This is a genomic window from Sphingomonas sp. Leaf37, from assembly GCF_920939475.1.
In the GTDB taxonomy this organism is placed as follows: Bacteria; Pseudomonadota; Alphaproteobacteria; order Sphingomonadales; family Sphingomonadaceae; genus Sphingomonas.
Genome location: NZ_CAKLAX010000002.1, coordinates 510,585 through 532,223 on the forward strand (window position 1 = coordinate 510,585; position 21,639 = coordinate 532,223).

Sequence of the window (21,639 nt, forward strand, 5' to 3'; positions counted from 1 at the left end):
TCAGGGCAATGGGGGATATGAGCGCCGAGCCGTCGATGGAGGAAATCCTCTCGTCGATCAAACGGATCATCGCGGAAGAAGGCGAAGGGACGCAGGCTCGCGGCCGGCGCCCCCGCGCGACGCCGCAGCCGATCGAGCCGGAGCCCGAAGAGGTGCTGGAACTGAGCGACCCGATCCCGGCGCCGCGTCATGACCCCGAACCTGCGCCTGCGCCTGCGCCGCGGATGCAGCCGGCACCGCAACCCGCTCCCGATCCGCAACCGACGCGCGCGCCGTCCGTTCAGCCTGCGATGACCGAGGAACCGATCCTGTCGCAACGCACCGCCGCCGCAAGCCTTGGTTCGCTGGAAACGCTGAGCAAGCTGCTCGTCAAGCCCGAACCCGAAACCGATGGCACGCTCGAGGGACTGGTCCGCGAGATGCTGCGCCCGATGCTGCGCGACTGGCTCGATGCCAATCTGCCCGAGATGGTGGAAACCCTGGTTGCGCGCGAGATCGCCAAGATTACGTCACAGATGCGCTGAGGCGGGGTAACGGCCGTTATCCTCGCGTGCGCGGGGATGACGGATACCAACGGGTGGGCGTCGACATTGCCCCGCCCGCCCGAGCATGCTTAACCTGCCGCGCATGAAGACCATCCTAGTCGCGAGCCTGCTCGCCACCGCCACACTGGCCACCGCTCCCGCTGCCGCCCGCCAGCTCACCATCGACGATGTCAGCACGCTGAGCCGCATTGGCGCACCAACGGCATCCGCCGATGGCAAGTGGCTGGTCTGGGCGCAGCGCGAGACCGACCTCGCCGCGAACCGTGGCCGCTACGACCTCTGGCGGCTCGACCTGACGCGCAAGGGCGCGAAGCCCGAGCCGCTGCTCGCCGAGGCCGAAGTCAATGAGAACGCGCCGCAGATCGTCGGCACCACCGTCTACTTCCAGTCCGACAAGGGCGGTGACGATGCGATCTGGTCGATCCCGGTCACCGGCGGCGCCCCGAAGAAGCTGACCGGTTTCCAGGGCGGCTTCGGCGGCTTCAAGGTATCCCCCACCGGCGACCGCATCCTCGTCTGGGCCGATCGCAAGCCCAACGCGCCCAGCCTCGCGCCCGCATTGGAAAAGAAGGACCCCAACGCCGGCGAAGGCCGCGTCTACGACAAGCTCTTCGTCCGCCACTGGGATACATGGGTCGACGGCACCCATTCGCAACTGTTCGTCCTGCCGCTGACTGCTGCCGGAGCGCCGGGCGACGGCGTCGCGATCGGTCACGGCATCGACGGCGACGCCCCCTCGCGCCCCTTCGGCGGGGCTGAAGAGGTGTCGTGGAGCGCCGACGGCAAGACGGTGTATTTCGCACTCCGCATCGCCGGCACCACCGAACCGCTGTCGACCAACCTCGACATCTGGTCCGCCCCCGCCGACGGATCGGCCGCACCGGTGAACCTGACCGCCGCCAATCAGGCGACCGACAATCTGCCGACCGTCTCGCCCGATGGTCGCAGCCTCGCATGGTTCGCGATGAAGCGCCCCGGCTTCGAAGCCGATCGTCAGGTCCTGATGCTCCGCGACCTCGCCACCGGACAGGTTCGCGCGCTCACGGAAAGCTGGGACCGGTCGGTCGGCTCGATCGCCTGGTCGCCCGATTCGAAGCGCATCTACGTCACCGCGCAGGACACGCAGGAAAACCCGCTGTTCGCGGTCGATCCCGCCACGGGCAAGGTCACGCGCCTGACGCAGCAGGGCCATGTCTCCGCCGTCGCGCCGACGCCGAAGGGCGTTGTGATCGCAATGAACAGCCTGACCGCCCCCGACGACTTCTACGCCGTCTCAGGGAAGGGCAAACCCGCCCGCCTCACCAGCGTCAACGCCGCGAAACTCGCCGGCATCGACATGCCCACGGTCACTCGCTTCAGCTTCACCGGCGCCAACAATGACACCGTCTGGGGCTACGCAGTGAAACCCGCGGGCAGCACCGGCAAGGTCCCCGTCGCGTTCATGGTCCACGGCGGCCCGCAGGGGTCGAGCGACAACAGCTGGTCCTACCGCTGGAACCCCGCGGTCTTCGCCGGCGCGGGCTACGGCCTCGTCGCGGTCGATTTCCACGGTAGCACCGGCTACGGTCAGGCCTTCACCGATGCTATCAGCAACAATTGGGGCGGTTGGCCGCTCGACGACCTGAAAGCCGGGCTGAGCGCCGCGACGGCGAAGTTCAGCTGGCTCGATGATGATCGCGCCTGCGCGCTCGGCGCGTCCTACGGCGGCTATATGATGAACTGGATCGAAGGCCAGTGGCCCGATCGCTTCAAGTGCATCGTCCAGCATGACGGCGTCTTCGACGCCCGCGCGATGGCGTACGAAACCGAGGAACTGTGGTTCGACGAATGGGAACACGGCGGCAAAACCTATTATCAGGACCCCGCCGCCTACGAAAAGTGGAACCCGGTCAATTACGTCCAGAACTGGAACACGCCGATGCTGGTCATCACCGGCGAGAAGGACTTCCGCATTCCCTACACGCAGGGGCTGGCGGCGTTCACCGCGCTCCAGCGCCGCGGCATTCCCTCGCGCCTGCTGGTCAACCCGAACGAGAACCATTGGGTGCTGAAGCCGAAGAACTCCCGCCAATGGTATCGCGAAGTGCTCGGCTGGATGGACCAGTGGACGGGTAAGTCGGCGCAATAGCTCCTCCGTCACCCCGGACTTGTTCCGGGGTCCACCGTACGGCAACGGGAAACCCTGCGAAGAAGCAATAAAATCCGCCGCAGAGTGGACCCCGGAACATGTCCGGGGTGACGCGGGAGTCGGGATGCCGGGGGTGAACCCCAGGGGGTGACGAATGCCCTGTCCGCCGTCTAAAGCCTTCGCCATGACCGAGCTTCCCAAGACCTTCGACCCCGCCGCCATCGAAGCCCGCTGGTACGACCATTGGGAATCCACCGGCCAGTTCCGCCCCGATCGCCCGAACGCGGAGCCGTGGACGATCGTTAACCCGCCGCCCAACGTCACCGGCTCGCTGCACATCGGTCACGCGCTCGACAATACGTTGCAGGACATCCTCACCCGCCACGCCCGGCTGAAGGGCAAGGACGCGCTCTGGGTGGTAGGCACCGATCACGCCGGCATCGCGACGCAGATGGTGGTCGAGCGGCAGATGGCGCTCAAGCAGCAGAAGCGCACCGATTTCACCCGGGAGGAGTTCGTCGCCAAGGTCTGGGACTGGAAAGCTGAAAGCGGCGGTGAGATCACGCGCCAACTCCGCCGCCTCGGCTGTTCGATGGACTGGGCCAACGAACGCTTCACGATGGACGAGGGCTTTTCGAAGGCCGTCCTCAAGGTGTTCGTCGAGCTGCACCGGCAGGGCCTGCTCTACCGCGACAAGCGGCTGGTGAACTGGGACCCCGGCCTCGGCACCGCGATCAGCGACCTCGAGGTCGAAACGCGCGAGATCAAGGGCCAGTTCTGGCACCTCCGCTACCCGCTCGCCGACGGATCGGGCTTCATCGAGGTCGCGACGACACGGCCCGAGACGATGCTCGCCGACATGGCAGTCGCGGTGAACCCTGACGACGCGCGCTACACCGCGCTGATCGGGCAGCAGGTGCGCCTGCCGATCACCGGCCGGCTGATCCCGATCGTCGCCGACGAGCACGCCGATCCCGAACTGGGGTCGGGCGCGGTAAAGATCACGCCGGGCCATGACTTCAACGACTTCGAGGTCGGCCGCCGCGCCGGGATCGAGGCGCGCGACATGCTCAATATGCTCGACGCCAAGGCCCGCGTCGTCCAGACCAGCGACGGCCTGATCCCCGCCGACCTGCTCGGCCTGACCACCGCCGAAGCCCGCAAGGCCGTGGTCGCGCGGCTCAAGGCGGAAGGCTTCCTGATCCCGCACGTCGACAAGGACGGCGAGGAGCACGATTCCGAACCCCGCACGATCCAGACGCCCTACGGCGATCGCTCCGGCGTAGTGATCGAGCCATGGCTCACCGACCAATGGTACGTCGACGCCGCGACGTTGGCGAAGCCTGCGATCGAGGCGGTGCGCAGCGAGGCGATCAAGATCGTCCCCAGGACGTGGGAAAAGACCTTCTTCAACTGGATGGAGAACATCCAGCCGTGGTGTGTGTCGCGGCAGCTATGGTGGGGCCACCAAATCCCGGCGTGGTTCGCCGACGATGGCCGCATCTTCGTCGCCGAGACTGAAGTCGAAGCGCAGGCCGAAGCAGGCGAGGGCGTCGCACTGACGCGCGACCCCGACGTACTCGACACATGGTTCTCTTCGGCGCTCTGGCCGTTCGCGACGATGGGCTGGCCCGAGAACGGCGACCTGACACTCGGTGGCCGCTACCCGAACGACGTCCTCATCTCCGGCTTCGACATCCTGTTCTTCTGGAACGCCCGCATGATGATGCAGGGCATCCACTTCATGAAGGACGTGCCGTTCCGCACGCTCTACCTCCACGGCCTCGTCCGCGCGGCGGACGGTGCCAAGATGTCGAAATCGAAGGGCAACACCGTCGATCCGCTCGGCCTGATCGACAAATACGGCGCCGACGCGCTGCGCTTCTTCATGGCGGCGATGGAGAGCCAGGGCCGCGACATCAAGATGGATGAGAAGCGGGTCGAGGGCTATCGCAACTTCGCGACCAAGCTGTGGAACGCCAGCCGCTTCGCCCAAGCCAACGGTATCGGCGGATCGACCACGCTGGAGCCGCCCGCGGCATCGCTGGCCGTCAACAAGTGGATCATCGCCGAGACGGTTAAGACCGTGCAGGCGGTCGACCTCGCGCTGGCCGATTACCGTTTCGACGGCGCGGCGAACGCGATCTACCAGTTCGTCTGGAGCCGCTTCTGCGACTGGTACCTCGAACTCATCAAGCCGGTGTCCGTCGGCGAGGAACGCGGCACGATCGATCCGGAGAGCAAGGTGGTCGCCGGCTGGGTGCTCGACCAGATCCTCGTCCTGCTGCACCCGTTCATGCCCTTCATCACCGAAGAGCTGTGGCACGCGATGGCTCCGCGCGATCATGACCTGATCGTCGCGCAATGGCCGATGGCCGACGCCCGCAGCCTCGATCCAGCGGCGGAGCAGGAGATCGACTGGCTGATCCGCCTCGTCGGCGAAATCCGCGCAGCGCGAACGGAGCTCAACGTGCCGCCGGGTGCGCGCCTGCCACTGCACGTACGCGATGCCGACGCACAGACAACCGAGCGGCTCGCCCGCCAATCGGCGGTGCTGGCCCGCCTCGCTCGCGTCGACCGCACCGATGGCGATGCGACCGGCGGCGCCGCACAGGTCGTCGTGGACGAAGCGACCTTCGTACTGCCTCTGGAGGGGGTTATCGACCTCGCCGCCGAACGGACCCGCCTGACCAAGGCGATCGCCGCCGCGGAAAAGGAACGCGCGGGGCTGTCGGGTCGCCTCGGCAACCCCAGCTTCGTCGAACGCGCCAAGCCGGAGGCGGTGGAGAAGGCCAAGGCTGACCATGCCGACAAGGCCGCCGAAGCCGAACGCCTCTCGGCTGCGCTGGCGCGGTTGGGGTAATTCCCGTTCGACATCCCCGCGCAGGCGGGGATCTATATTGGCAAGCGGTGCGGCTCCCTACGCTACGTCAGCCTCTATGGATCCCCGCCTGCGCGGGGACGACCAACGTCGCTGTCCTACAACGCCCAAATCTGCCAGCGTGCCGGCATGGCCCGCTACCCCCTTATCACCACCCGAACCCCCGCCACTCGACGGCAAGCGTTTCTCAACGCGCCGTAGTGGCAACTTCGGCAACTTCCACGCGTCTAGCCGCCTGCTTCGGCGCTCCGAATCACACCAAGCCAGCCCCAACGCGATAGGACCCGCCCGTGCCGAAACCGCAGCGCGACCTTACGACCGGAGCGATCGGCGGCACATTGCTGGCGTTCGCGCTTCCTACATTGGGCTCGAACATCCTCCAGTCGCTCAACGGATCGATCAACGCGATCTGGGTCGGCCGCTTCCTCGGCGAGGGCGCATTGGCGGCGACGTCCAATGCCAACATCATCATGTTCCTGATGTTCGGTGCGGTCTTCGGCTTCGGCATGGCCGCGACGATCCTCGTCGGGCAGAGCTTCGGCCGCCGCGATATCGAGGGCGGGCGGCGTGCATTCGGTGCGGCGATCGGACTGGTGCTGATGGGATCGGTCGTCATCGCAATCATCGGCTGGCTGTTCTCCGCCGAGATCCTGCGGCTGCTCGCGACGCCGGGCGACGCGATGGAATTGGCGCAGGCGTATCTTCAGGTGATCTTCCTTGGTTTGCCGGCGTCGATGCTGCTGGTGCTCATCATGATGGGGCTACGCGGCACCGGCGACTCGCTGACCCCCTTGTGGTTCATGGGACTGAGCGTCGTCCTCGACAGCGGGCTGAACCCGTTGCTGATCGCCGGGATCGGTCCGTTTCCCCGGCTCGGCATTGCGGGTTCGGCATGGGCGACGCTGATCGCCAACCATCTCGCCGTCGCCGGCCTCGTCTTCTACGTCTACGCCAAGGACCTGCCGATCCGGTTGAAGGGGCCGGAACTGGCATGGATCAGGCCTGGCCGTGACCTTGCCGTCACCATCGTCCGCAAGGGGTTACCGATGGCGGCACAGATGCTGGTGATGTCGTCCGCCGGTCTGACGATGGTCGGTCTCGTCAATCGCCAGGGTGTCGATACCGCCGCGGCCTATGCCGTTTCGCAGCAGCTGTGGACCTATATCCAGATGCCAGCGCTGGCGATCGGCGCGGCGGTCAGCGCAATGGCGGCACAGAATATCGGTGCGAACCGCTGGGACCGGGTGGCGAGCATCACCCGCTATGGAGTCCTCTACAACATCGCCTTGACCGGCGTCATGGTCGCCGCGGTCATCCTGTTCGACCGGACGGTGATGACGCTGTTCGTACCGACCGACAGCCCGGCGCTGCCGATCGCGCGTCATATCCAGTTGATCGCCAGCTGGAACTTCGTCGTCTTCGGCGTGACGATGGTGCTGTTCTCCACCGTCCGTGCCAACGGCGCAGTGCTGGCGCCACTGCTGTTCCTGTTCATCTCGATGTATCCGGTCCGCATCGGCTTCGCGCTCGGAACGCGCGACTGGCTCGGCGTCGATGCGCTGTGGTGGAGCTTTCCCGTCGGGTCTGTCGTGAATCTGGTGATGGCCGCGCTATACTATCGTTACGGCAACTGGCGTCGGGGCAACCTCGTCGTCGCCGCCGATCCCGGCGAAGCGCACGAGCATAGCCATACCGTCGCGGAGCCCGGCGGCCGGATGCAGCCCAGCGGCTAGGCGCGGTCAGGCCGGCGCCATGACCTCGATCACCCCCGCCGCGATGCTGGCGGTGACCGGCGTGTGCGCCAGCACCTCGCCGTCGATCGAGATCGGCAGCGATGGCTTGGTGTCGATCCGCAGCGATTTGCCCGAGAAGCTGATCGTATCCTGATGCCGCGAATCATGCTTGAAGAAGCTCGCCGCCCAATTTTTCGCGAGCGTTCTTTTGTAGCGGCCGGTTACCGCCTGCACGACGATCTCGCCCGACGCGATCGACGCCTCGTCCACCAGCCAGGTGCCGCCATGATATGGCCCGTTGGAGATGCGGACCTCGACGACACGCATCGTCTTCACCTCGTTACCATCGTCGACGGTGAGGATGAACGGCTTGAACCGCGCGAACTGCCATGTCGCCCAGCCGAGATAGCCGATCCGGCCCAGCACCTTCTTGAGGCCGTGGGGGACGGTTTCCGCGATCTGCGGGCTGATCCCCATCGCCGCGCAATTGGCGAAATAGTCCTTGTCGATCTTGCCGAGATCGATGCGTTTCGGCTTGCCCGTGCGGAGCACCTCTACCGCGCCTTCGATGTCGAGCGGCAAGCCCAGCGTACGGGCGAAGCTGTTCGCGGTGCCGAGCGGCAGGACACCGAGCACCACGTCCTTGCCGACGAGCAGGTCCACCAGCCCACTGACCGTACCGTCGCCGCCGCCCAGGATCACCAGCTGCGGTTTCCTGGCCAGCGCGGCATGGACGGTCTTCTCCAGATCCTTCGGGTCTTCGACAGCATGGGCGTCGATAGCGAACGGCATGCCTTCCAGCGCGGCACAGGCGCGCTTGAATAATTTCTGCCCCTTCCGCGACTTGGCGTTGACGATCAGAGCGGCGGACGTGAATTGGGTCATGGTGTTCCGATCGGTTACGGTTGCGCAACGCTTGGCAAGCGCGGCGCGATCCCTCAAAGCCGCCCCATCTCGAAATGGATGCGTCATGACCGCTGCCTATCCTGCCCTCCGCCTCCGTCGGACCCGTGCTTCTGCGTGGAGCCGGCGCATGCATGCGGAAACGGTGCTGACCCCCGCCGATCTGATCTGGCCGCTGTTCATCGTCGAGGGGCAGGGCGTCGAGCAACCGATCGCCAGCCTGCCCGGCGTATCGCGCTGGTCGGTCGACGGCATCGTCGCACGGGCGCGGGAAGCACGGGATCTCGGCATTCCTTGCGTCGCCCTGTTCCCGAACACGCCAACGCACCTGAAGACGGAAGAGGGGCGCGAGGCGCTCAACCCCGACAATCTGATGTGCCGGGCAACCCGCGCGATCAAGGATGCGGTGCCCGAGGTCGGCGTGCTCACCGACGTCGCGCTCGATCCCTATACCAGCCACGGCCACGACGGTCTGGTCGACGACGCCGGTTATGTCGTCAACGACGCCACCGCGGATCTGCTGATCCAGCAGGCGATCAATCAGGCCCGCGCCGGCGCCGACATCATCGCACCATCCGACATGATGGATGGCCGCATCGGCATGATCCGCACCGCGCTGGAAGGCGAGGGCGCCCATAACGTCCAGATCATGAGCTATGCCGCGAAATATGCCAGCGGCTTCTACGGCCCGTTCCGCGACGCGGTCGGCAGCCGCGGCCTGCTGAAGGGCGACAAGAAGACGTATCAAATGGATCCGTCGAACGCGGAGGAAGCGCTGCGCGAGGTCGCGCTCGATCTGGCCGAGGGGGCGGACAGCATCATGGTGAAGCCCGGCCTGCCGTACCTCGACATCATCGTCCGGGTGAAACAGCGGTTCGAGGTGCCGGTATTCGCCTATCAGGTGTCGGGCGAATATGCGATGCTCGAAGCCTCCGTCGCGGTCGGCGCGGGCGAACGCGATGCACTGGTGCTGGAAACGCTGATTGCGTTCAAGCGGGCCGGCTGCTCCGGCGTGCTCACCTATCACGCCGCTTATGCCGCGCGGTTGCTGAATGGTTGATCCCGTGGCGAACGATCAGCCGGGCTTCGGTCGTGCCGGTCGCGTCCTGTTCGTCGCGACGATCCTCGCCGGATCGTTTCTGCTGTTCCTCGTCCAGCCGATGGTCGCGCGCATGGCGTTGCCACGACTGGGGGGCGCGCCGGCCGTCTGGAACTCGGCGATGCTCGTCTACCAGACGTTGCTGCTCGGCGGATACGCCTATGCGCATGCGCTGGCGCGGATCAGGCCTTGGATGCAGGCGATGGTGCATCTGGGGGTGCTGGCGATCGGCGCCGCGTGGCTGCCGATCGGATTGTCGCTCGCCGGCAATCCCCATGGCGTCAGCCCGACCCTGTGGGTGCCCTGGCTGCTCGGCGCCTCGATCGGGCCATTGTTCTTCGCGGTTTCGGCACAGGCGCCGCTGGTGCAGCGCTGGTTCAGCATCGCCAGCCGCGGCGGCGACCCTTATGCGTTGTATGCCGCTTCCAACCTCGGCAGCTTCGGTGGTCTGATCGCCTATCCGCTGGTGGTCGAGCCACTGCTCGCATTGCGTCAGCAAAGCCTGTTGTGGAGCGGCGGTTATCTGTTGCTCATGCTGCTGGTCGCCGCCTGCGCGCTGCGCCTGCCGCGTGCGGCGACCGGAGAAACCGCCCGCCCGACCAGCGCACCGGCGACGCGGAGACGCGTGCTGCACTGGATAGCGCTGGCGCTGGTGCCATCGGGCCTGATGCTCGCGACATCGACGTATATCACGACCGACATCGTCGCGATGCCGTTGCTGTGGGTGCTTCCGCTCGGGCTGTACCTGCTCAGCTTCACGATCGCCTTCGCCGCCAACCGCGAGATCGCGGACCTGCTGACCCGGATCGCGCCGATCACGATCCTGCTGTTCGGCGGCGTGATGATCGGCGGCTTCAATGAATTGCCGCTGGTCAATCTCGCCATCGCGCTGTCACTGCTGTTCATGGTGTCGGTCGCGCTGCACACGCAGATGTACCGGCTGCGGCCCGAGCCCGATCGGCTGACCGGTTTCTATCTCGCGATGGCGTTCGGCGGCGCATTGGGCGGCGTCTTCGCGGGGCTGATCGCGCCGGCGGTGTTCGACTGGACATACGAATACCCGATCCTGATCTTCGCCGCGGGACTATTGGTGCCGCAGGTGTTCCTGACCCATGGGATCCGCTCCCTGTGGACGACCCCGGCGAAGCGCCGCATGGCCTATGGCGTGGTTGTCGCGGTGCTGCTGATCCTCGCCGGTCTGACCTTTCGCGGGCCTGCCGCCCTGTTCGGCGAAGGGCATCAGGGGCTGACGTTCATCGTCATCGCTGCCCTGGGAGTCGCATCGGTCGGCGCACGGGCCTCCTACGCGTTGATCCTTGCGGTGACGCTGGTGATCTTCGGCGGCTGGCGCGCGGTCGAGCTGTCGCTGGAGCAGGGCGCGCGCACCCGCAGCTATTTCGGGGTCTATACGATCCGCGACGGGCGCGGCGTGCGCGAGCTGGATCACGGCACGACCGTGCACGGTATCCAGTTTACCGGCAGCCCGGTACTCGAACGCCTGCCGACGACCTATTACGCCCCGCCGTCCGGCATCGGCCTTGCGATGGGTGCGCTCGATCGGCTGTACGGCAAGCAGGCGCGCGTCGGCGTCGTTGGTTTGGGGACCGGAACGCTCGCCTGTTATGCGCAGCCCGGTCAGCGCTGGCGCTTCTACGAGATCGATCCGGCCGTCATCCGCATCGCCCGCGACACGGGGCAGTTCACCTATCTGAAGAACTGCCTGCCCGATCCGGTCATCCGGATCGGCGACGCCCGGCTGAGCCTGGAACGGGAGGCACGCTCCAGCCTCGACCTGCTGGCGCTGGACGCCTTTTCGTCCGATGCGATCCCGATGCATCTGATGACGCGCGAGGCGTTCGCGGTGTATGCCCATGCGCTTCAGCCGAAGGGATTGCTGCTCGTCCACATCTCCAACCGGTTTCTCGATCTCGAACCCGTGGTGGACGCGGTCGCGCGGGATGGAGGCTGGCATGCGGCCAAGCTCTATTACCTGCCGCCGAAACACACCGCGGTCGCTTCCGCGAGCCAGTGGATCGCACTGTCGCGCGACGCTGCGACGCTCGATGCGCTGTCGCGGGGACCGGGCGACTGGCAGCCATTGACGCCGCGTGCCGGTCTGGGCGCGTGGACCGACGATTATTCCTCGATCCTGCCACTGCTGAAGTGGCGGCGTTGAGCCGCTACGGCTCAGGCGGCGGGAAGGGTCGCCTGAAGGCGATCGATCGCTGCGCTTTGGCCCTCGACCTCTTCCGACACGCGCCCGCGTAACTCGGCAAGCGTGGGGTAGACGGGCTCGAGCGCCGCGGCACGGTCGCTTGCGGCGAGATCGACGTCGCTGAGCAACGACGCCGTCTGCGCACGCCAGTCGTCCAGCGCGGCGAGCGCAGTCTGCGCATCGAGCCATGCATCGCTGCCGACCGTCTTGCCCCGGGCGCGAGCCGCGGCGGCGCCGGCCGTTCGGGCATCCGCGGCGAAGCCCTGACGGGTCCGCGCAAGGGTCTGCGCGAACGCCGCGATCCGTGCATCGAGAGCGGGATCGGGTTTCGCTTCGACGACTGCGACTTCCGGTTCGGCAAATCCCAGCTTTTCGACCGCACGGGGCGCGAGCGACGGATAGGTGGTGGTATCCTTCGCACAGGCGGACAGGGACAGTGCGATCAGACCGAGCAGTGGAAGTGCTTTCATGCACCCGGCTGTATGGGAGCCAAGAAAATGACGCAACGCACTTGCGTCCTTCGAACCGTCTGCTATCAGCGCGCCTCCGATGTGCGCCCGTAGCTCAGCTGGATAGAGCATCAGACTACGAATCTGAGGGTCGGACGTTCGAATCGTTCCGGGCGCACCAGGATTTCCCCCCGCTTCAAGCTCCGGCTTGGCGGGGGTTTTGCTGTCCGCCGCAGACGGGCACGCGTTCGTTGCTTGCAACCCTTCAGCCATTGTTTGCAGCTGTGACGGGGTGCCATCCCCGGGTGCCGGCGCTACACGCTACGGCATGATCCGCCGTATCCTCTCGGTCTTCGAACCCTTCATCCTGATGTTGCTGGGCACCGTGCTGCTCGCCAGCCTGCTGCCCGCGCGCGGGCAATGGGCGGTCGTGGCGGGCTATGCCGCCGACATCGGCATCGTCCTGCTGTTCTTCCTGCACGGCGCGAAGCTGTCGCGCGAGGCGATCTGGGAAGGAGCGCGCAACTGGCGGCTGCATCTGGCGGTATTCGCCACCACCTTCGTCGCGTTTCCGCTGCTCGGACTGGCGCTCGGCAACGTTCCGGGGCTGGTCGGTCCGGTCGCTTCCGGCCTGCTGTTCCTCACGCTGCTGCCCTCGACCGTGCAGTCGTCGATTGCCTTCACCGCGATCGCCCGGGGCAATGTCGCTGCTGCGGTTTGCAGCGCGTCCTTCTCGAACCTCATCGGTATCGTCGTCACGCCTGCGCTCGTTGCGCTGCTGATGGGCGGGATCGGCGGGCAGGGGGGCGGGATCTCGCTGTCGGCGGTCGAATCGATCGTGCTGCAATTGCTGGTGCCGTTCGTCGCCGGCCATCTGCTGCGTCCGTGGATCGGCGGCTTCGTCGCACGGCAGAAGGCGTTGCTGACGATCGTCGATCGCGGATCGATCCTGCTCGTCGTCTACACCGCATTCGGGGCCGCGGTGGTCGAGGGGCTGTGGACCCGCGTGTCCGGGATCGATCTCGCCCTCATCGCCGGGTTGTGCATCGTGCTGCTCGCGGCGGTGTTGCTGCTGACGTGGCTTGCCGGACGCGCGCTCGGCTTCAGTCGCGAAGATGCGATCGTGCTGCTGTTCTGCGGTTCCAAGAAGAGCCTGGCGTCGGGCGTACCGATGGCCGGGGTGCTGTTCCCCGCGGCTCAGGTCGGCGCGGTACTGCTGCCGGTGATGCTGTTCCACCAGATCCAGCTGATCGCCTGCGCCGTGATCGCGCGCCGATACGCCGACGCCGCGAGCATCGCCGAGGGTGATGCTATCGCGTAGCGGCGATCGCGGCGAGTACCTGGTCCGCCAGTTCGGGCCGGCATATCAACAGGTCCGGCAGCAGCGGGTTGGCGCAATTGTAGACGAGGGGACTGCCGTCGATCCGCGACGCGTGCAGCCCCGCCGCCAGCGCCACCGCCGCCGGTGCGCAATTGTCCCATTCGTATTGCCCGCCGTCATGCAGGTAGATGTCGGCCCGTCCGTCGACCACTGCCATCGCCTTCACGCCCGCCGATCCCATACCGACCCGTGTCGTCGCCAGCGCCATGCCGACACGCTCGACCATGTCCGTCGCGCGGGTGCGGCTGACGACCATCCGCGGCGGCACCGCACACGCACGTGCGCGCCCCGCGGCATCGGCCGTCGTATAGATGCGCCCCGTCGTCGGCACCGCAACGGCGCCCACCACCGGCCGTCCGCCGATCGCCAGCCCGATATGCACCGCCCAATCGTCCAGCCCCTCGGCATAGTCGCGCGTGCCGTCCAGAGGATCGACGATCCACACGCGCTCTGCCGCACAGCGCGCGGTGTCGTCGATCGATTCTTCCGACAGGATGAAGTCGTCCGGCCGGGCCGCGCGCAGGCGTTCGAGGATCAGGACGTTCGCCTCGTGGTCGCCCGCATCGCCCAGCGCCTTGCCCTGCTCCGTGGCACGCTCGCGGATCGCGAGCAGCAACGCGCCCGCTTCCCCGGCGACGCTGCGAGCCAGTTCGACGTCGCTCCGGTCGATGGTCACAGCTCGAAACTCCACACGCCCAGCACATGCTCGACGATCCGCTCGGCCGCAGCCTCTGCGCTTTCGGCCGCCGTGTCGATGCGGATTTCAGGACGTTCGGGCGCTTCATATGGACTGGAGATGCCGGTGAAATGCGCGATCTCGCCCTTGCGCGCCTTGGCATACAGCCCCTTCACGTCGCGGGCTTCCGCCGCCTCGATCGCGGTATCGACGAATATCTCGACGAATTCGCCCGCCGGCATCAGTCCGCGCACCATCTCTCGTTCGGCGCGAAACGGCGAGATGAAGGCGGTCAGCACGATCAAACCGGCATCGGTCATCAGCTTTGCGACCTCGCCGACACGGCGGATGTTCTCGATCCGGTCGGCATCGCTGAAGCCCAGATCGCGGTTCAGACCATGGCGAACGTTATCCCCGTCCAGCAGGAAACTGTGCCGGCCGAGCGCATGCAGCTTCTTCTCGACCAGATTGGCGATCGTGGACTTGCCCGATCCCGACAGACCGGTGAACCACAGCAGCCGCGGCGATTGACCCTTCTGCCGCGCGTGCGCCTCGCGCGTGACGTCGACCGACTGCCAATGCACATTCTGCGCCCGCCGCAGCGCGTGATGGATCAGGCCCGCAGCAACCGTCGCGTTGGTTTCGCGATCGATCAGGATGAAGCCACCCAGTTCGTGGCTGTCAGCATAGGGCGCGAATACGATCGACGCGTCGGTATAGACCTCCGCCACGCCGATATCGTTCAATTCCAGCGTCTTGGCCGACAGATGCGCCTGCGTGTTGACGTCTACGACATGGCCCGGCGGCTGCACCGTCGCGCCGACCGTTCGGGTGCCGAGCTTCAGCCAATAGCCACGCCCGGGCACGAGAGCGGTGTCGGATAGCCAGACGATCGTGGCCTCGAACTGGTTGGCGACTTCGGGCGGGGCATCGGCCGCGGCGATCACGTCGCCACGCGAACAATCGACCTCATCCGCCAGCACCAGCGTCACCGCCTCACCGGCAACCGCCTCGTCGCGGTCACCGTCGAGCGTCACGATGCGCGCCACGGTCGTCGTCTTGCCCGACGGCACGATCCGTACCGTGTCACCCGCGCGTATCCGGCCGCCTGAGATCGTGCCGGCGAAGCCGCGGAAATCGAGGTCGGGCCGGTTGACCCATTGCACCGGCAGCCGGAACGGCGCGGTCGCAGCGCGGTCGCTGTCGACCGGCACTGTCTCCAGATGCGGCAGCAGCGCAGGCCCGTCGTACCAGGGCATATCGTCCGAAGGTGCGGCGACGTTCGCGCCCGACAGGCCGGACAGCGGGACGGGGGTGAACGCCTCGATCCCGATGCTGCGCGCGAACGCCGCATAATCGGCGACGATGGCGTCGAACACCGTCTGATCGTGGTCGACGAGGTCCATCTTGTTCACCGCCAGCACGATCTGGCGAATGCCGATCAGGTGCGCGAGATACGAATGGCGCCGCGTCTGGGTCAGCACGCCCTTGCGCGCATCGATCAGGATCACCGCGCAATCGGCGGTCGATGCACCGGTGATCATGTTGCGGGTATATTGTTCGTGACCGGGCGTATCGGCGACGATGAACTTGCGTTTGTCGGTTGCGAAGAACCGATAGGCGACATCGATCGTGATGCCCTGCTCGCGTTCGGCGGCAAGCCCGTCGACCAGCAGCGCGAAATCGATGTTCTGCCCCTGCGTTCCCATCCGCCGGCTATCGGCTTCGAGCGCGGCGAGCTGGTCCTCGAATATCGTCTTGGAATCGTACAGCAACCGGCCGATCAGCGTGGATTTGCCGTCATCCACCGATCCACAGGTGATAAAGCGCAACATCGTCTTGTGCGCGTGCGAATCCAGATACGCATCGATATCCTGCGCGATCAGCGCGTCGGGGGTATAGGCACTCATTAAAAATACCCCTCACGCTTCTTCTTCTCCATACTCGCCGCCTGATCGTGGTCGATCGCGCGGCCCTGCCGTTCGCTGGTTGTCGTCAGCAGCATCTCCTGGATCACCTCGGACAGCGTCGCTGCTTCGCTCTCCACCGCGCCGGTCAGCGGATAGCAGCCCAACGTGCGAAAGCGGATCGATCGCTCCACCGGGACCTCGCCCGGATGCAGCCGGAATCGGTCGTCATCCACCATCAGCAGCATGCCGTCGCGCTCCACGGTCGGGCGCGGCGCGGCAAAGTACAGGGGCACGATCTCGATCCCCTCCGCAAGGATATATTGCCAGATATCCAGCTCGGTCCAGTTGGAGATCGGGAACACCCGGATGCTCTCGCCGCGATGGATACGGGCGTTGTACAGGTTCCACAATTCGGGACGTTGTGCCTTGGGGTCCCAGACCTGACTGGCGGAGCGGAAGGAGAAAATGCGCTCCTTAGCGCGGCTCTTTTCCTCGTCGCGCCGCGCACCGCCGAAGGCGACATCATATCCGCCCGCCTTCAACGCCTGCTTCAGCCCCTCCGTCTTCCACAGGTCCGTGTGCCGCCCGCCGTGATCGAAAGGATTGATGCCTGCCGCTACCGCTTCCGGATTTTTGTGGACGATCAAATCCATACCGGCATCCGCCGCCGCCTTGTCGCGCAGGTCGTACATCGCACGGAATTTCCATGTCGTATCGACATGCAGCAACGGGAACGGCGGCCTGGCCGGATAAAAGGCTTTTTTGGCGAGATGCAGCATCACCGCCGAATCCTTGCCGACGGAGTAGAGCATCACCGGGCGTTCCGCCTCGGCGACGACTTCGCGCATGATGTGGATGCTTTCGGCCTCGAGCCGCTGCAAATGGGTAAGCCCGTTCATGATCGTTCAGATAGGGCGGTCGCCGCGGGATGCGACCAACTTATCCTTGGGGGCGACCCTAATCCTGCTGCCGCCGTTCCACCGAATCGATCAGGATACCGCCGACCATGAATACCGCGATCGGGCAGCAGGCGAACAGCAACCAGCCGCCGACGCCCGGATATTGGTTCAGGTAATGCACGCCGCGTTCCACGGCCCCGAGTCCAAGGCCGTAAATGACGAGGAACGCTTCGAACTTCGTCTTGATCGTGAAAAGGCGCTTCATCCGGGTCCACATGGTCCATCCCGAAGCAAGCGGTGGGCCAATGGCGGACTTCCGCCATTCCCGGATCAACGGTCGTGGTTAACTGTCAGGTAACCCGACATGTCGAGTGCCTCCAGCAACTTGGCCTGCGCCGTTTCGATATCGCGGACCAACGCCGGATCGGCCAACGCATGCGGATCGATGGCCTCCGGCCACCACCGCCGCACTATGGCGCCGATCCCGTCCAGCTTCGCCGGGTCGACCATGAAGCGCGGATCGATCGTCGTCTGGTCGGCGACGACACGCAACCTCAGGCACGCAGGTCCGCCGCCGTTCGCCATCGATTGGGTGACGTCGACCGTCTCCACTCGCCGGATCGGGCCGTTGCCGGCGCGATGGCGTTCCAGCCACATCCATACGGCAGGATTCGCCCGCGCCTCTTCCGGGACGATCAGTGTCGGCCCCGCTTCAGTCGTCACCAATTGAGCGTTGAAGAGGTAGGAGGCGATGGCGTCGGCGAGGCTCACCTCGCTTGCCGGCACCTCGGCGATCTCGACCTCGGGCAGCAATCGCCGCAGGTCCGCGAAGAACGCATGCTTGTCGGCAAAGGCGAATTCGTGCGCGAACAGCACGTGTTCGTTGGCGACCGCAACGACGTCGTTGTGGAAGGCACCCGCCGCCACCGCTTCCTCGGACTGCTGGACGAACAACGTGCGCGCAGGATCAAGGCCGTGGGCGCGTGCGATCGCCTCGCTCGATTGCCGATGCTGCCGTGCCGGGAACCGGCCGCCGGCGACGGTGTATACGAACACCTCGACGCCCGCTGCACCGTGCGATGCCGCCAGCCGCATGTGGTTCGCCGCGCCCTCGTCGCCGAACGGGGCCGGTACTGGACCGTGCACCGCAAAGCCATCGTGCGCGAAGGCGATGCGTAACTGCGCCAGCGTCTCGGGCCATTCATGGCTGCGATGTGGCATCGTCACCAGATTGGCGACGGACAAATGGCAGCGTCCGTCCGCCGTGTCGGGGGCAGGGGAGACGGTGGCTGCGTTCGCCGCCCACATCGCCGAGGCCGACATCGCCTGCGCCTGCAACAATGCCGGGGCATCGTTATACGTCGTGCTAAGCTTGCCCAGCCAGGCGTGATCCGGCCGTCGGTGTGGCAGCAGCACGCCCTGTGCGAGCCCAAGCGCCAGATTGGCGCGCATCTTGTCCAGGCCTTGCAACGCCGCCGCACGTGGATGCGACACCCGCCCCGCGTGCGCGGTAGCGGCCAGATTGCCGGCCGACAGTCCCGCATAATTGTGGCTGGGTCCGACAATCCCGTCGAAATTGATCTCGCGCAGCATGATCGTCACCACCGTGGCACGTGAAGCACCACGTCATCCTCTTGCAGGTCGAGGGCCCCGGCACAGTCACGTGACAGCACGATGCCATCGCCCGCCTCCCGCACCATCCCGAACGCGCAACGAAAGTCCCCGAGCCGGCCTACCGCGACCAGCGATTCGACACCACCATCGCCATCGATCGCGACGATCGTCTGCTCGCGTGCCGCCTCGATCGTGCGCACCCGATCGGTTCGCGCGGTCATCGTCGGGCCGCCGTCGAAGATGTCTATATATTGTTCGTAGTGGAAGCCCTCGTTCTCCAGCATCCGCATCGCCGCGCGCCCGCTGGGATGGGGCAGGCCGATCGCCGATCGCGCCGCCTCGGACAGCATGGCGGTGTAGATCGGATGCTTGGGCATCAGGTCGGCTATGAACTGGTGGCCGTTGATGGCGTTGAATTGGTCGGCGTCCTGAAAGTTCATGCCGAAGAAGCGGCCGGCGAGGCCATCCCAGAAGGGTGATCCCCCCGCCTCGTCGATGATGCCGCGCAATTCCGCGAGGATACGATCCGCGAACCGCGCGCGATGAGCCCGGATGAACAGGTACCGGCTGCGCGCCAGCAGCAATCCGAGGCCACCCGCGCGCTCACCCGGATGCAGGAACAGCCCGCCGACTTCACACGCCCCTTCCAGATCCGTGGTCAGTGCGAGCATTTCGGCACGAAACGTCCGCTCCAGCTCCTTGCTGTGCTGGGTCAGCGTGCCGAGACGATAGCTGTAGAAGGGATGCTGCTGTCCCACCTGCGTGAACAGCTGGCAGGTGCCCCGCACTTCACCCGTGACGCTGTTCTCCAGCATCAGCACGAACGCCTCGTCGCCGATCGGTCCATCCGCCCGCGCGAAGGCGGCATCGCTGCGGTCGAGCTTGTTGCGCAACGCCGTGCGATCCGGCGGCAGGTTGGTGAACCCGCCGCCGGTCAATTTGGCCATTTCGTAAAGATGCTGAAGGTCGTCGGGCTTGGCCGCCCTGATGCGAAACGTCATGGCCGCCCCTTGTCGATGATACGGGAGATGGTGATCGCGGACAGCGCCGCGCGTTCGGCGAGGCTGTCGACGATCATGAATTCGTCGGCGGAATGGATCGCACCGCCGCGGACGCCCATCGTATCGACCACGGGTACGCCGGCAGCAGCGATGTTGTTGCCGTCGCACACACCGCCGGTCGCGCGCCAGCCGATCGTCAGGCCCAGATCCGCGCCCGCGCTCGCCACCAGCCCGAACAGTCGCTCGGCGCCGGGATCGAGCGGCTTGGGCGGACGATTGAAGCCGCCATGCACCACGATCGCGACATCATGAGCGGCGCTAATCTCTGCCACTGCCTCGTCGATCGCGGCGCGGGCGCGGGCAATCTCGTCCGCCGCAGCGGGGCGAAAGTTCACGCGCAGGATCGCAAGATCCGGCACCACGTTGTTCGGACCGCCGCCATCGATCCGCGCCGGGTTGACCGCGAGACCGGGTGCGCGCGCTTCGGAAAGGCGCACCGCCAGCGCGGCGGCGGCGACGATCGCGTTGCGCCCCTCTTCGGGATTGCGGCCCGCATGTGCGCTGCGCCCGCGCACGACGATCGAGAAATTGCCGGTGCCCCCCCGCGCGCCCGCCAGCGTGCCGTCGGCCAGCGCCGGCTCGTAGGTGAGCGCAGCGACCTTGCCGATGGTAGCACGCGCCAGCAGTCCCGCTGAGGAGAGCGACCCCGTTTCCTCGTCGGAATTGATGACGACCTCATAGCCGAACCGGGGATCGCCCGACGCCTCGACCGCCTGCAGCGCCGCAAGCATCACCGCCAGTCCGCCCTTCATGTCCGCAGTGCCCGGTCCGTTGATCGTGCCGTCGTCACGAAACTTGAGCGTCTGGAACGGGTGGTCGACCGGGTAGACGGTATCCATGTGCCCGGTGAACAGCATCTGCACCGCCGCATCCGGTCGCACGCGAAGGTGCAGGTGCCGGCCATGATCCAGCTCGCGGACGCTGCCATCGACGCCGACTGCCTGGGCCGGCTCAGCCTCCACCATCGTCAGCGCACCCGGCAATGCGGCAAAGGCATCCGCCAGCAGGTCAGCCATCCGGGCGACGCCGGCAAGATTGCGTGTCCCGCTGTTCACCGCCGCCCAGCTTTCGACCTGATGCAGCATCCCCGCCTGGTCGATTCGATCGACCAGGCCCGCCTCGTTCGTGGATAATCCTCTCATCGGAGGATGCTAGACGAAGAGCGGAGAGGGGGGAACCACTGCGAAGACGACCGTCATCGCCCGCGTTATCAGAAGCTGTACACCAGCGACGCCCGGCTCGTCGTGTCTGTCGATACCGATCCCGCCGGCGGCATGCTTTCGTATTGAACATTGTACGAGAGTGCCGCGGACAGCGGGCCGATCAGCTTGGCATTGACCGATGTCGTGCCGCTCAAGGTCGAGTTGGAGCTTTGCACATAGGCCGCCGCGTTCTGCGTCACCGACAGGCCCGGTAGCAGCCGCCAGTTGAAGGCCAGCGTACCGCGCGCCGCGACGTTGCTCTGTTCGGTTTGGTCGGTGAAGGCGGTCTGCCGGAACGCGGGGCCGAGTTCGACGTCGAGCCGGATCTTCGGCGATTTGATCGCGCTGTAGCCGATACCGGTCGAGGCGGAATAGCGGTTGAAATAGCCGAGGAAACGGTCTGCTTCGTATTGCGCAGCACCATAGACGTAGAGCCGGTCGTCGATCTTGAAGTTCGGTTCGTAGCTTGCAAGGTAATGTTCGCGCGTCGTGATGTTCGCGTTTTCCTGATAATCCGCCTGCGCGTGAAATTTGTGCCGCCATTGCAGCCCTTCGCGCGTCAGGTCGAGCACCGCCGATCCGCCCTTGCTGTCGGTGTTGCCGGTGGTGATGTAGCCGCCCAGTTCGGCGCGACCGCTCCACAGGTCGAACATGCTCGCCTGCCGGATCGTCGTCTGCCGCGCCTGCGCACGGTCGTTGCGCCATTTCTGTGCAATCGCCAGCACCGCATCCGCGCTCGCCGGATCGGCGAGACGCGCGTACTTCACTACGACGGACACGTCGCCATCGTTGCCGCTTTCGATCGCGGCATCCAGCATCGACCGGATCGCTGCGGGTATGGGCACCCTGCTTTCGTCGGGCGCATCGCCGACGGCCGTGTTGGCGAGAAGGAAGGGGGCAAGGATCAGGACAAGCAGGGCACGCACCCGGACGGCTCTACCGT

At 66.0% G+C, this 21,639-nt stretch carries 17 protein-coding genes and 1 tRNA gene; 8 read left to right on the forward strand and 10 right to left on the reverse strand.

What is annotated here, in order from left to right:
- Positions 1-8 precede the first annotated feature (8 nt).
- The 4 genes from LRA87_RS07865 (at position 9) to LRA87_RS07880 (ending at position 7,287) form a co-directional block, all read left to right on the forward strand.
- A complete protein-coding gene (locus LRA87_RS07865; protein ID WP_230630785.1) occupies positions 9-524 on the forward strand; it encodes a DUF2497 domain-containing protein in 516 nt (171 codons plus the stop codon).
- A 103-nt stretch (positions 525-627) separates the two neighbouring features.
- Positions 628-2,673, forward strand: a complete 2,046-nt coding sequence (locus LRA87_RS07870) for a S9 family peptidase (protein WP_230630787.1) — start codon at positions 628-630, stop codon at positions 2,671-2,673.
- 184 nt (positions 2,674-2,857) lie between these two features.
- On the forward strand, positions 2,858-5,536 hold the full coding sequence (locus LRA87_RS07875) for a valine--tRNA ligase (RefSeq protein WP_230630790.1): 2,679 nt from the start codon (positions 2,858-2,860) through the stop codon (positions 5,534-5,536).
- Between the two features lie 308 nt (positions 5,537-5,844).
- Entirely contained in the window at positions 5,845-7,287 is a 1,443-nt protein-coding gene (locus LRA87_RS07880) for an MATE family efflux transporter (protein WP_230630792.1), read from the forward strand.
- A gap of 6 nt (positions 7,288-7,293) precedes the next feature.
- Here LRA87_RS07880 and LRA87_RS07885 read toward each other — a convergent pair whose 3' ends face one another.
- Positions 7,294-8,172 carry a diacylglycerol/lipid kinase family protein gene (locus LRA87_RS07885; protein WP_230630794.1) on the reverse strand — a complete coding sequence of 293 codons (879 nt, stop codon included), beginning with the start codon at positions 8,170-8,172 and terminating at the stop codon, positions 7,294-7,296.
- A gap of 85 nt (positions 8,173-8,257) precedes the next feature.
- Here LRA87_RS07885 and hemB point away from each other — a divergent pair, with 85 nt between their 5' ends.
- Positions 8,258-9,250: a porphobilinogen synthase gene (hemB, locus tag LRA87_RS07890; protein WP_230630795.1), complete on the forward strand. Its 993-nt coding sequence runs from the start codon at positions 8,258-8,260 to the stop codon at positions 9,248-9,250.
- Positions 9,243-11,465, forward strand: coding sequence for a fused MFS/spermidine synthase (locus tag LRA87_RS07895; protein ID WP_230630797.1), 2,223 nt, complete (start codon positions 9,243-9,245; stop codon positions 11,463-11,465). Before hemB ends, LRA87_RS07895 begins: the two co-directional genes overlap by 8 nt.
- A gap of 11 nt (positions 11,466-11,476) precedes the next feature.
- On the opposite strand, the gene LRA87_RS07900 is transcribed toward LRA87_RS07895, so the two are convergent.
- Positions 11,477-11,974: a hypothetical protein gene (locus LRA87_RS07900; RefSeq protein ID WP_230630799.1), complete on the reverse strand. Its 498-nt coding sequence runs from the start codon at positions 11,972-11,974 to the stop codon at positions 11,477-11,479.
- Positions 11,975-12,057: 83 nt separating this feature from the next.
- Between LRA87_RS07900 and LRA87_RS07905 the strand changes: the two genes are divergently transcribed.
- A tRNA-Arg gene (locus LRA87_RS07905) sits at positions 12,058-12,134 on the forward strand.
- A 147-nt stretch (positions 12,135-12,281) separates the two neighbouring features.
- Positions 12,282-13,274, forward strand: a complete 993-nt coding sequence (locus LRA87_RS07910) for a bile acid:sodium symporter family protein (protein WP_230630801.1) — start codon at positions 12,282-12,284, stop codon at positions 13,272-13,274.
- Here LRA87_RS07910 and LRA87_RS07915 read toward each other — a convergent pair.
- The 8 genes from LRA87_RS07915 to LRA87_RS07950 form a co-directional block, all read right to left on the reverse strand.
- Entirely contained in the window at positions 13,264-14,010 is a 747-nt protein-coding gene (locus LRA87_RS07915) for a 3'(2'),5'-bisphosphate nucleotidase CysQ (RefSeq protein ID WP_230630803.1), read from the reverse strand. The two genes, LRA87_RS07910 and LRA87_RS07915, sit on opposite strands and share 11 nt — an antisense overlap.
- The gene (cysN, locus tag LRA87_RS07920) at positions 14,007-15,920 is read right to left on the reverse strand and encodes a sulfate adenylyltransferase subunit CysN (RefSeq protein WP_230630805.1); all 1,914 of its coding nucleotides are present in this window, start codon (positions 15,918-15,920) and stop codon (positions 14,007-14,009) included. The genes LRA87_RS07915 and cysN overlap by 4 nt, the downstream gene beginning before the upstream one ends.
- Entirely contained in the window at positions 15,920-16,819 is a 900-nt protein-coding gene (gene cysD / locus LRA87_RS07925; protein WP_230630807.1) for a sulfate adenylyltransferase subunit CysD, read from the reverse strand. Before cysD ends, cysN begins: the two co-directional genes overlap by 1 nt.
- Before the next feature lie 58 nt (positions 16,820-16,877).
- Positions 16,878-17,096 (reverse strand): hypothetical protein, encoded by a 219-nt coding sequence (locus LRA87_RS07930; RefSeq protein WP_230630809.1) that lies wholly within the window; start codon positions 17,094-17,096, stop codon positions 16,878-16,880.
- A gap of 53 nt (positions 17,097-17,149) precedes the next feature.
- The gene (locus LRA87_RS07935) at positions 17,150-18,412 is read right to left on the reverse strand and encodes an N-succinylarginine dihydrolase (RefSeq protein ID WP_443024862.1); all 1,263 of its coding nucleotides are present in this window, start codon (positions 18,410-18,412) and stop codon (positions 17,150-17,152) included.
- Positions 18,413-18,417: 5 nt separating this feature from the next.
- Positions 18,418-19,434, reverse strand: a complete 1,017-nt coding sequence (locus LRA87_RS07940) for an arginine N-succinyltransferase (protein WP_230630811.1) — start codon at positions 19,432-19,434, stop codon at positions 18,418-18,420.
- Positions 19,431-20,636, reverse strand: a complete 1,206-nt coding sequence (locus tag LRA87_RS07945; RefSeq protein ID WP_230630813.1) for a hydrolase — start codon at positions 20,634-20,636, stop codon at positions 19,431-19,433. The genes LRA87_RS07940 and LRA87_RS07945 overlap by 4 nt, the downstream gene beginning before the upstream one ends.
- 68 nt (positions 20,637-20,704) lie before the next feature.
- A complete protein-coding gene (locus LRA87_RS07950) occupies positions 20,705-21,622 on the reverse strand; it encodes a DUF481 domain-containing protein (RefSeq protein WP_230630815.1) in 918 nt (305 codons plus the stop codon).
- Positions 21,623-21,639: the final 17 nt, after the last annotated feature.